Annotated in this window: 10 protein-coding genes; 9 read left to right on the top strand and 1 reads right to left on the bottom strand. The window is 60.7% G+C overall.

Annotated features, from left to right (window positions below; all coding sequences use genetic code 11):
- Nucleotides 1-80: 80 nt before the first annotated feature.
- The 9 genes from ACYZT6_RS12915 to ACYZT6_RS12955 all read left to right on the top strand — a co-directional run bounded on the left by ACYZT6_RS12915 (nt 81) and on the right by ACYZT6_RS12955 (nt 10,040).
- Entirely contained in the window at nt 81-1,169 is a 1,089-nt protein-coding gene (locus tag ACYZT6_RS12915) for a polyamine ABC transporter substrate-binding protein (protein ID WP_462027220.1), read from the top strand.
- Nucleotides 1,166-2,458 (top strand): NAD(P)/FAD-dependent oxidoreductase, encoded by a 1,293-nt coding sequence (locus ACYZT6_RS12920; RefSeq protein WP_462027221.1) that lies wholly within the window; start codon nt 1,166-1,168, stop codon nt 2,456-2,458. Before ACYZT6_RS12915 ends, ACYZT6_RS12920 begins: the two co-directional genes overlap by 4 nt.
- A gap of 225 nt (nt 2,459-2,683) precedes the next feature.
- Nucleotides 2,684-3,280, top strand: coding sequence for a paraquat-inducible protein A (locus tag ACYZT6_RS12925; RefSeq protein ID WP_462027222.1), 597 nt, complete (start codon nt 2,684-2,686; stop codon nt 3,278-3,280).
- Complete coding sequence (locus tag ACYZT6_RS12930) at nt 3,277-3,936, top strand: paraquat-inducible protein A (protein WP_462027223.1); 660 nt, start codon at nt 3,277-3,279, stop codon at nt 3,934-3,936. Before ACYZT6_RS12925 ends, ACYZT6_RS12930 begins: the two co-directional genes overlap by 4 nt.
- Complete coding sequence (locus ACYZT6_RS12935; RefSeq protein ID WP_462027224.1) at nt 3,917-5,572, top strand: PqiB family protein; 1,656 nt, start codon at nt 3,917-3,919, stop codon at nt 5,570-5,572. Before ACYZT6_RS12930 ends, ACYZT6_RS12935 begins: the two co-directional genes overlap by 20 nt.
- A gap of 17 nt (nt 5,573-5,589) precedes the next feature.
- Nucleotides 5,590-6,150, top strand: coding sequence for a PqiC family protein (locus ACYZT6_RS12940; RefSeq protein ID WP_462027225.1), 561 nt, complete (start codon nt 5,590-5,592; stop codon nt 6,148-6,150).
- Between the two features lie 207 nt (nt 6,151-6,357).
- On the top strand, nt 6,358-7,371 hold the full coding sequence (locus ACYZT6_RS12945) for an iron ABC transporter substrate-binding protein (protein ID WP_462027226.1): 1,014 nt from the start codon (nt 6,358-6,360) through the stop codon (nt 7,369-7,371).
- A 3-nt stretch (nt 7,372-7,374) separates the two neighbouring features.
- The gene (locus ACYZT6_RS12950; RefSeq protein WP_462027227.1) at nt 7,375-8,973 is read left to right on the top strand and encodes an ABC transporter permease; all 1,599 of its coding nucleotides are present in this window, start codon (nt 7,375-7,377) and stop codon (nt 8,971-8,973) included.
- Entirely contained in the window at nt 8,970-10,040 is a 1,071-nt protein-coding gene (locus ACYZT6_RS12955; protein WP_462027228.1) for an ABC transporter ATP-binding protein, read from the top strand. Before ACYZT6_RS12950 ends, ACYZT6_RS12955 begins: the two co-directional genes overlap by 4 nt.
- Before the next feature lie 3 nt (nt 10,041-10,043).
- Here ACYZT6_RS12955 and ACYZT6_RS12960 read toward each other — a convergent pair whose 3' ends face one another.
- Complete coding sequence (locus ACYZT6_RS12960) at nt 10,044-10,934, bottom strand: site-specific integrase (RefSeq protein ID WP_462029946.1); 891 nt, start codon at nt 10,932-10,934, stop codon at nt 10,044-10,046.
- Nucleotides 10,935-10,954: the final 20 nt, after the last annotated feature.

The raw sequence follows: 10,954 nt of genomic DNA on the forward strand, positions 1-10,954 counted from the left end.
CAACATCACCGTTGACAGTCAGTCCGCCTTCGCGGGCAAGCCTCGCTCCTACACAGTCTAATAACAAAAGAGGTGTCGTTATGCGTCTATTGAAATCCATGGTTCCGGCCGCGCTGGCCGCGCTGTTCAGTGCCGTTGCCCAGGCTCAGCCCACCGTCAGCGTCTACAACTGGACCGATTACATTGGCGAAACCACCCTCGTCGACTTTCAGGCCAAGACCGGGATCAAGGTGATCTACGACGTCTTCGATTCCAACGAAACCCTTGAGGGCAAATTGCTCGCCGGCCGCACCGGGTATGACGTGGTCGTGCCGTCCAACCACTTCCTCGCCCGTCAGGTGAAGGCCGGTGCGTTCCTCAAGCTGGACCGCGCACAGTTACCCAACTTCAAGAACCTCGACCCTAAACTGTTGGCGTTGCTGGAGAAAAACGATCCGGGTAACGCGCATTCCGTGCCGTACCTGTGGGGCACCAACGGCATTGGCTACAACGTCGACAAGGTCAAGCAAGTGCTCGGCCTCGACCGCATCGATTCCTGGGCCGTGTTGTTCGAACCGGAAAACATCAAGAAGCTCAGCCAGTGCGGCGTGTCGATGATGGACTCGGCGGATGAAGTGTTCCCGGCAATTCTCAATTACATGGGCATGGACCCGCGCAGCGAGAACCCCGAGGACTTTAAAAAAGCCGAAGCCAAGCTGTTGAGCATCCGGCCTTACATCACCTATTTCCACTCGTCCAAGTACGTCTCGGACCTGGCCAACGGCGATATCTGCGTGGCCTTCGGCTATTCCGGTGACGTGTTCCAGGCCGCGAACCGGGCCAAGGAAGCCAAGAACGGCGTGAACATCGCCTACGCCATTCCGAAGGAAGGCAGTAACTTGTGGTTTGACCTGCTGGCGATTCCCGCTGATGCCGGCAACCCGAAGGACGCCCACGCTTTCATCAACTACCTGCTCGATCCCCAAGTAATTGCCAAGGTCAGCGCCTCGGTCGGTTACGCCAACCCGAACCCGGCCGCCAAGCAATACATGGACGCGGAGCTGGTGAATAACCCTGAGGTTTATCCACCCCAGGAAGTCCTCGACAAACTCTACATTTCCACCACCCCGCCCCAGGCGATCATGCGACTGATGACCCGTTCCTGGAGCAAAGTGAAGTCCAACAAATGAATAACGAACACGCACATTCCTATTACGCGGCGACAGCCAAGAGCCTGACGCCCTACCCCACGCTGGCCTCGGACCTTGTGGCCGATGTCTGCGTGATCGGCGGCGGGTTCACCGGCGTCAACACGGCGATCGAGCTGGCTCAACGCGGGCTCTCGGTAATTCTCCTGGAGGCCCGGCGGATCGGCTGGGGCGCCAGCGGGCGCAATGGCGGGCAACTGATCCGCGGCATCGGACATGACGTCAGCGGTTTCACCCGTTACGTCGGTGAGGATGGCGTGCGCTATCTGGAGCGTGCGGGTATCGAATCGGTGGAACTGGTGGGCAATCGCATCCGTGAACACGGGATTGAGTGCGACCTGCGCTGGGGGTTCTGCGAACTGGCCAACACCAAGGCGCAGTTCGCGGCGTTCAAGGCGGAGCAGGAAGGTCTGGCCGAGTCAGGTTACGTCCATGAAACCCGCCTGGTCGGGCCGGAGCAGATCCGCGAGCAAGTGGTGAATTCAGGCGTCTATGCCGGCGGTCTGGTCGACATGGGTTCGGGCCATTTGCATCCGCTCAATCTGGTGCTGGGCGAAGCAAGATTGGCGCAATCCCTTGGCGTGCAGATCTTCGAACAGAGCCCGGTGCTGGAGTTGATCCATGGCAGCACGGTGCAGGTTCGTTGTGCCGGCGGCACGGTGCGCGCCGGCAGTCTGGTGCTGGCCTGCAACGCACACCTTGAAGAGCTTGAACCGAAACTCAGTGGCAAAGTGCTCCCAGCCGGCAGCTACATCATCGCCACCGAGCCGTTGGCGCCTGGGGTTGCAGCGCAGTTGATCCCGCAAAACCTGGCGTTGTGCGACCAGAAAGTCGGCCTGGACTACTACCGGCTCTCGGCGGACCGGCGCTTGCTGTTCGGCGGAGCCTGCCATTATTCCGGGCGCGATCCGGCCGACATCACCGCGTACATGCGCCCGCAGATGCTCAAGGTCTTCCCGCAACTGCGCGATGTGCGCATCGACTATCAATGGGGCGGCAGGATTGGCATCTCCGCCAATCGTTTCCCGCAGGTCGGCCGCTTGAGTCAGCACCCGAACGTGTTTTATGCCCAGGGTTACTCCGGGCATGGGCTGAACGTGACGCATTGGTGCGCGAAGCTGTTGGGCGAAGCGATCCATGCCGGGCACAGTAAAGGGTTCGATGTGTTCAGCGCGGTGCCGCATATGACTTTTCCGGGCGGGCCGATGCTGCGTTCGCCTTTGCTGGCGCTTGGGATGTTCTGGTATCGCTTGCGCGAAATGTTTGGCTAGAAATCTTCGTAGCTGACCCACCGCTATCGCGGGCAAGCCCGCTCCCACAAGGATCCTCGTCGTTCACAAATGTAGTGATCACCGAAAATCCTGTGGGAGCGGGCTTGCCCGCGATGAACGATGACACGGTCTATCAGGCATTTGCCCTTTCGATTTGCTCAATCGCGAGGCACTTCTATATTGAGGAGGTGCTCTGACTTTCCTGCGTCCTGGCGAGTGCGGCCTATGGCTACGACTGACCAACTGATCATCTGCGAGCACTGCGACTGTGTGTATGAAAAAGTCACGCTCGCCAAACATCAAAAAACCCTGTGCACACGCTGCGGCGGCGTGCTTCAGCGCTATAACGGCCTGACGGTGGAGCAACGCCTGGCGTTGACGTATACCGCGTTGATGCTGTGGATTTTCGCCAATTTCTACCCGGTCATGAGCATCAGCCTCAAAGGCCTGAAAAACAGCGCAACCCTCTGGGATTCGGTATTGGCCTTGAGCCTGGGGCCGATCACCTTCATCGCCATGGTGGCCGCGATCGCGATGATCATCGCGCCGATTTTCCAGCTGTTGCTGCTGATCTGGGTGCTGAGCTACGCCCTCGCCTCCCGCCGCTCACCCGGTTTCAAATTCTGCATGCGCTGGCTGGAAACCCTGCGGCCTTGGAGCATGCTCGAAGTCTGCCTGCTGGGGGCGATGGTCGCCGTCATTAAACTCGCCGGTTTGCTGGATGTGCTGCCCGGCATCGGCCTGTTCGCCCTGGCCGTGCTCAGCCTGATGATGATCCGTATCGCCGGGCGCGATGTCCGTGATCTGTGGGACACCTTATGACAAGGCCTCCGGTCGCCAGCGAACTCAACCTGTGCCTGTGTCACAGCTGCGGACTGGCCTGCGACATGACCCAGGAACCCCACGAATGCGAGCGCTGCGGCGCGCCGCTGCACCGGCGCAAAATCAACTCACTGGCCCGGACCTGGGCCTACCTGCTGGCCTCGTTGGTGTTTTACATCCCGGCCAATCTGTTGCCGGTGATGAACACCAAGATGGTCGGCAACGGCGCCGATAGCACCATCATGGCCGGCGTACTCGATTTCTGGCAGCACGGCGCCTGGGACATTGCCCTGATCATTTTTATCGCCAGCATCGCGGTGCCGGGCGTCAAGTTCGTCGCCCTGATACTGCTGCTGGTCACGGTGCACCGCGACAGCCTGTGGGCGCGCAAGGAACGGTCGACGCTTTACCGTTTCGTCGAGGTCATCGGTTACTGGTCCATGCTCGACGTGATCGTGGTGGCTCTGGTGGCTTCACTGGTGAAGTTTCAAGCCTTGGCCGATATCGAACCTCGCCTGGGCATTCTGTTTTTTGGTCTGGTGGTGGTGTTCACCATGCTGTCAGCGATGAGCTTCGATCCGCGAATGATCTGGGATAAAGAGCCGTCGGATAAACCCCACAACGAGGAGACCATGGATGAAGTCGCAAGCCACTGAAGGGGCACAGGCCCCTGGACAGGCCCCAATCAAGACTCGTCGTTTCAGCGTCTCATTGGTCTGGATCGTGCCCATCGTCGCGGTACTGGTGGGGATTTCCCTGGTGGTCCACAGCATGATGCAGGAAGGCCCGACCATCACGGTCACGTTCAAGACCGGCAACGGCCTCACCGCCAACAAGACCGAGGTCAAATACCGCAATGTGGTGATCGGGCATGTCTCGGACGTGGAGCTGAGCAACGACCAGAAGAGTGTCAACGCCACGATCAAACTGGCCAAACAGGCTGAAAGCTTCACTCGTGAAGACTCGCAATTCTGGGTGGTGCGTCCGCGAATCGGTGCCGGCGGCGTGTCGGGCATCGATACCCTGCTCTCTGGTGACTACATCGGAGCCGATATCGGCCAGGCCAACAACCGCGCGAAGAACTTCAAAGGGCTGGAAAACCCGCCACCGATTACCTATGGCGAGCCGGGCAAGCGCTTTACCTTGCATACCCAGGACCTCGGGTCACTGGACATCGGCTCACCGGTTTACTACCGAAAAATCCCGGTCGGCCAGGTGGTTGCCTACGCCCTCGACCCTGACGGCAAAGGCGTGAACATCGACTTGTTCATTCACTCGCCCAATGACGCCTATGTCACCGAAAACACCCGGTTCTGGAACGCCAGCGGCATCGATGTCAGCGTCGGCGCCAATGGTTTTGCGGTGAAGACCGAGTCGTTGTCATCGCTGCTGGTGGGCGGCATCGCCTTCCGCGCGCCGGAGTACAGCCCCAACGATAAACCGGCGGCTGAAGAGTATGCGTACGAACTGTTCCCCGACCAGCAAACCGCCCTCGCCCCGCCCAGTGGCAAAGGGCAATACCTGAGCCTGCGTTTCGACCAGGCCCTGCGCGGCCTCAAGGTCGATGCCCCGGTGGAGTTCCTCGGCGTGGAGTTTGGCAAAGTGGTGTCGATCAATCTGGATTTCGATGCGAAAAAACGCACCTTTCCGGTCAACGTTGGAATCATGATCTACCCGCAGCGCCTGGGTCAGGCCCACACCAAAATGCTCCAGGCGCTGAATCATGATCCCAATGATGAAGCCGCGGGTGTGCGGTTGATGGGCACTTTCGTCGAGAACGGTCTGCGCGCCCAGGCCCGCAGCGGCAATCTGCTGACCGGCCAGCTGTATATCTCACTGGATTTCTACCCCAAGGCCGAAAAAGTCGCGTTCGATCCGAGCGCCCGTCCGGTCAGTATTCCGACCGTTCCCGGCAGCCTCGAACAGTTGCAGGAAAAACTTGAAGGCATGGTCGACAAGATCAATCAACTGCCGATCGGGCGGATTGCCGGCAATCTGGACAGCAACCTCGTCGAACTGCGCAAAGGCCTGACCCAGTTCAATGCCAAAACCCTGCCGGGCGTGCAAACCACACTGGCCGACGTCAGCAAGACGTTGCAATCGGCCAGTTCGACGCTCGCCGAAGACTCGCCGCAGCGGGAACAGTTGACCCAGACCCTGGACGAACTCGGGCGCATGTCGCGCTCCTTGCGTGAACTCTCGGATTACCTCGGGCGGCATCCGGAATCGCTGATTCGCGGCCGACCCAACAACGCCGCACCGATGGACCTGCAAGCGCCACCGCGCAATTGACCACAGGAGCAACACCCATGGCTTTTTCGCTGAAGATCACCTTGGTCACCGCGCTGTTACTGCTCACCGCTTGCCGCAGTGATCCGATCCAGTTTCACACGCTGATTCCGGCGCAAGTCAGCGCCAATTCGAGGAGCGGTGCGGCGGAGATTCAGATTGAAGGCATCAGCGTTCCGCCCCAGGTCGATCGTCCGCAGATCGTGATCCGCCAGGGCAACAGCGGCCTGGCGATTCTGGAAACCGAATGGTGGGCTGCCAGTCTGGTGGATGAATTGCGCAGCGCCATGGTCGATCAACTGGTCAACAGCAATCCTGCGCGCAAACTGTCGGTGCGACTGGATGTGCAGCGCTTCGACTCGATTCCAGGGCAATACGCATTGATCGACGTCAAATGGCGCCTGCGCAACCTCGGCGAAAGCGATACCACCCTGGTGACCTGCCGCAGCACGCTGCAGACACCTTCAGGGCCCAGCGTTGATGAATTGGTGGCGGCTCATCAGAACAACGTAAAGCGTTTGGCCGCTGCGATCAGTCGGGCTGCCGGTGGAACGTCGAGAGGCTGCCCATCGACTCAATGAAGACATCGTTTGATTCAGATCCATCGGGCAGGGGGCCGAGTCGCTGCTAATCTGAATGAAAATGACATGTATTAACTGTCTCTTTGACGTTATTTTCTCATTTTGCGCTCTACATTCCCTGCAACTTGCACCATGCAAACGGTTCGCATCGATTTGCCCGCGAATTGACGTGCATGCCTTCTAAAAAGAACTGGAGCTGCCGACAGAATGATCACCCCTACCCCCTCATTCCTCAAAACGGCTTTGCTGGCCACCGCCCTGCTCAGCGCCGGACACGTGTTTGCAGCGGATACCGACGGTATCGTGGTCTACAACGCGCAACACGAAAGCCTGACCAAAGCCTGGGTCGAAGGCTTCACCAAGGAAACCGGCATCAAGGTCACCGTGCGCAATGGCGACGATAGCGAGATGGGTAACCAGATCGTGCAGGAAGGCGCCGCTTCTCCGGCCGATGTATTCCTGACCGAGAACTCCCCGGCCATGGTGCTGGTAGACAACGCGGGGCTGTTTGCACCGGTTGCGCCGACCACTCTGGAACAGGTCGATGCCGCCTATCGTCCGGCCCACGGCAAATGGGTCGGGATCGCCGCGCGCTCCACAGTGTTTGTCTATAACCCGAGCAAACTGCCCGAAGCCGACTTGCCAAAATCGCTGATGGACCTCGCAACCCCTGCCTGGAAAGGTCGCTGGGGCGCTTCGCCGGCCGGGGCCGACTTCCAGGCGATCGTCGCGGCCGTACTGGAACTCAAGGGTGAAGCGGCAACGCTGGAGTGGCTCAAAGGGATGAAAACCAACTTCAGCGCCTATCGCGGCAACAGTTCGGTGCTCAAAGCGGTGAATGCCGGGCAGGTCGACAGCGGCGTGATCTATCACTATTACAGCTTCGGCGATCAGGCCAAGACCGGCGAAAACAGCAAGAACACCGCCCTGCACTACTTCAAGCACAAGGACCCCGGTGCGTTTGTCAGTGTCTCGGGGGGCGGCGTTCTCGCGTCCAGCCAACACAAGGAACAGGCCCAGGCATTGCTGAAATGGATCACCGGCAAGGACGGCCAGGAAATCCTCAAGACCGGCAAATCGTTCGAATACGCCGTGGGCAAAAACGCACAATCCAACCCGAAACTGGTGCCTTTGCAGCAGCTCGACGCCCCTGCAGTCGATGCTTCAAAACTCGACAGCAAAAAAGCCGTGGAACTGATGACTCAGGCGGGACTGCTTTAAGTGATGCCTGAAACCCTGCCAACGGGTATCCCCACGGCGATACCCGATAACCTGCGACGGCGCGCCCGTGGCGTCTTCGCCGGTCGCGGTGGCGCGTGGGTGATCGGTTTGTCGGTGCTGGTTTCATTGCTGGCGCTGATGCCGATTGCCTTCGTCATCGGCGTGTCGATACAAACCGGCTGGGCCACGCTGGTGCCGCTGGTATTCCGTCCTCGGGTCGGCGAGCTATTGATCAACACCGTGTTGCTGGTGGTGATCACGATTCCCCTGTGCGTTGCGCTTGGCCTGGCCCTGGCCTGGCTGACAGAACGCACCAACCTGCCGGGTCGACGTGGCTGGTCGTTGCTGGCCACGGCGCCGCTGGCGGTGCCGGCGTTTGTTCATAGCTATGCGTGGGTCAGCCTGGTTCCACCGATTCATGGGTTGTTTGCCGGAGTGCTGGTCTCGGTGATCGCCTACTTCCCTTTCCTGTACCTGCCTATCGCCGCCACCCTGCGCCGGCTCGATCCGGCCATCGAAGACGTCGCCGAATCCCTGGGGCTCAAGCCCTGGGCGATCTTTTTCCGTGTGGTGTTGCCGCAACTGCGCCTGGCCATCTGCGGCGGTGCCTTGCTGGTAGGCCTGCACTTGCTGGCCGAATATGGCCTGTACGCGATGATCCGCTTCGACACCTTCACCACCGCGATCTTCGATCAGTTCAAATCCACCTTCAACGGCCCCGCCGCCCACATGCTGGCCAGCGTGCTCGCCCTGTGTTGCCTGGTCATGCTGACCGCCGAATCCGCCGCTCGCGGTACGGCCCGTTATGCCCGCGTGGGCTCCGGCAGCGCCCGTGAGCAGCGGCTGGTGCGTCTGGGCGCTCAAGCCACCATGCTTGGACTGATGCTGCAAATCACCACCTGCGCCCTGGCACTGGGTGTGCCGCTGATCACTTTGGGCAAATGGCTGATCGCAGGCGGCACGCAAGTCTGGGACCTGGCGGAGTTGATGCCGGCGCTGGAACAAACCCTGCTGCTGGGGATTTGCGGCGCAGTCCTCACCACCTGCGCCGCCATCCCGATTGCCTGGCTGTCGATCCGCTCACCGGGCCGGCTGCAACGATTGCTGGAAAGCTGCAACTACATCACCAGCTCGTTGCCCGGGATCGTCGTGGCCCTGGCCTTGGTCACCATCACCATCCATTTCGCCCGGCCGATTTACCAGACCACGGTCATGGTGCTGCTGGCGTACCTGCTGATGTTTCTGCCCCGTGCGCTGGTGAGTTTGCGTGCAGGCATTGCGCAGGCGCCGATCGAACTGGAGAACATGGCGCGCAGTCTCGGGCGCTCGCCTGCGCGGGCGTTGTGGCTGATCACCCTGCGCCTGGCTGCGCCCGGTGCTGCTGCCGGCGCTGCGCTGGTGTTTCTGGCGATCACCAATGAGCTGACCGCGACCCTGCTGCTCGCCCCCAACGGCACGCGTACCCTGGCCACCGGTTTCTGGGCACTGACCAGCGAAATCGACTACGCCGCCGCGGCGCCTTATGCCTTGCTGATGATTTTGCTGTCGCTTCCGTTGACCGGACTTCTTTATCACCAATCCAAACGAACGGCTGGCCGATGAACGCTCTTGAACTCGATTCGATCTACAAATCCTACGGCCCTCATAAAGCCCTGGAGAACATCAGTCTGTCGGTGCCCACCGGCAGCCGAACGGTGATCGTCGGCCCTTCCGGCTCCGGCAAAACCACGTTGCTGCGGATGATCGCCGGCTTCGAGTTCCCGGACACCGGCAAGCTGTCGCTCAATGGCCAGACGCTAATCGACGACACTCATGAAGTCCCGGCACATCAGCGCTTGATTGGCTATGTCCCCCAGGACGGCGCCCTGTTCCCGCACATGACCGTGGCCGCCAATATCGGGTTCGGGCTTTCGACCAAGGGTGACGCCAAGCACCAGCGAATCGCCGAGTTGATGGACAGCGTCGCCCTCGATTCGAGCATGGCCAGACGTTGGCCCCATGAGCTTTCCGGCGGCCAGCAACAGCGTGTGGCGCTGGCCCGGGCCCTGGCACAGCAGCCGCGCTTGATGTTGCTGGACGAGCCGTTTTCGGCACTCGACACCGGCCTTCGGGGCGACATGCGCAAAATGGTCGCGCGGCTGCTGAGCGACGCCGGCGTCACCACCATTCTGGTGACCCATGACCAGAGTGAAGCGTTGTCGTTCGCCGATCAGCTGGCGGTGATGCGCGACGGTCGGCTGGTGCAGTCGGGGCATCCGCTGGACCTTTACCGCTATCCCGACGATGAAGAAACCGCGCTGTTTCTCGGCGACGCCGTGGTCATGCCCGCCCGGATCGAGGCCGGCTGGGCCCATTGCGATCTGGGGCGCATACCGGTCAACAATCACCGTAACAACAAAGCGGCGCAGATCATGCTGCGCCCCGAGCAGTTGCAACTGGTCAGCATCCAGCCCAGTCCGACCGAGGTCGCCGGGTGCCGCGCCGTGGTGACCGAGCGGGATTTCAGCGGCAACACTTGCACCTTGACCGTGGAGTTGCAGCCTACCGTCGCCGGCGACCCGCACGGTCGATCATTGATGGTGCGCAGCTCCGGCATGTACGCGCCACCCGCTGGCAGCGCGGTTCACGTCTCGACCATCGGCCATGCCCATGTGCTGAGCGAACCGTGAACCTCAGAGATCGAAACGATCCACCGCCCGCCGCCGCTCGTTGTCGTCGCGCACATCGTAGTTGGCCGTCGTCTGGATGTTGCTGTGATGAGCAAGCTTCTGCGCGATCGACAGGTCGTGCTCTTCGATCACCCGGGTAATGAACGAGCGCCGGAAATCGTGGGGCATGATTTTCACCCCGACCTGCGCGCCGCGCTGTCGGGCGATGTAGTAGATCGCGTGTTTGGTGATGCGCTCGCGGGTGATGTGGCTGCCACGACGAATACGGTTGAACAGGAACGGGTCGTCCACCTCGCCTTCCTTGAGGTGCGAACGGCGCAGTTCCAGCCAGGCCTGCAGTTTTTCAAAGGCCCAGGCCGGGGCGTATTTGATCAACTGCTTGTTGCCCTTGGCGGTGACCCGCAAGCTGCGCTCGCTGAAATCCACCTGTGACAGGTCGAGGTTCACCGACTCGGATTTGCGCATCCCCGAGCCGTACAAAATCCCGATGATCGCCGCGTCTCTCAACCCTTGCGGACGCGGGTCAGCGGCACACACCGCCATCATTTCCTGAATCAGCGAGCGCCGCAGGTTCCGGCCCTGGGACAACCGCGTGCCGGCAATCCCCTTCACCGTACGCATTTTCAGCAGGTGTTCCTGGCTGATCAGGCTCATGCGCCACGCTTCGTTCATCACTCCGCGCACGGCGTTGACGTAGAGCGAAGAAGTATTCGGCGCGTACCCGTCTTCGCGCAGGGCTGCGACCAGCGCGATGACATTGTCGGGCTGGAGTTGATGCCAGGGAATCTCCTCGACGTTCATGTCTTCGAAACCCAGACGGTCGGCCGCATCCTGCAAAACGTAACGCATGGTCAGCTGGCTGGACGGCGCCAGTCGGGCCAGGTAAACGGTCATCGGGTTGGCTTTCGACGCAA

This window comes from Pseudomonas sp. RT6P73, from assembly GCF_054897715.1.

What these genes read in the sequence shown, in the direction of transcription:
- ACYZT6_RS12930 (WP_462027223.1), top strand. Translation starts at nt 3,277, where the DNA reads ATGACAAGGCCTCCGGTCGCCAGCGAACTCAACCTGTGCCTGTGTCAC.
- ACYZT6_RS12955 (WP_462027228.1), top strand. Translation starts at nt 8,970, where the DNA reads ATGAACGCTCTTGAACTCGATTCGATCTACAAATCCTACGGCCCTCAT.
- ACYZT6_RS12945 (WP_462027226.1), top strand. Translation starts at nt 6,358, where the DNA reads ATGATCACCCCTACCCCCTCATTCCTCAAAACGGCTTTGCTGGCCACC.
- ACYZT6_RS12915 (WP_462027220.1), top strand. Translation starts at nt 81, where the DNA reads ATGCGTCTATTGAAATCCATGGTTCCGGCCGCGCTGGCCGCGCTGTTC.
- ACYZT6_RS12950 (WP_462027227.1), top strand. Translation starts at nt 7,375, where the DNA reads ATGCCTGAAACCCTGCCAACGGGTATCCCCACGGCGATACCCGATAAC.
- ACYZT6_RS12935 (WP_462027224.1), top strand. Translation starts at nt 3,917, where the DNA reads ATGAAGTCGCAAGCCACTGAAGGGGCACAGGCCCCTGGACAGGCCCCA.
- ACYZT6_RS12925 (WP_462027222.1), top strand. Translation starts at nt 2,684, where the DNA reads ATGGCTACGACTGACCAACTGATCATCTGCGAGCACTGCGACTGTGTG.
- ACYZT6_RS12940 (WP_462027225.1), top strand. Translation starts at nt 5,590, where the DNA reads ATGGCTTTTTCGCTGAAGATCACCTTGGTCACCGCGCTGTTACTGCTC.
- ACYZT6_RS12960 (WP_462029946.1), bottom strand. Translation starts at nt 10,934, where the DNA reads ATGACCGTTTACCTGGCCCGACTGGCGCCGTCCAGCCAGCTGACCATG.
- ACYZT6_RS12920 (WP_462027221.1), top strand. Translation starts at nt 1,166, where the DNA reads ATGAATAACGAACACGCACATTCCTATTACGCGGCGACAGCCAAGAGC.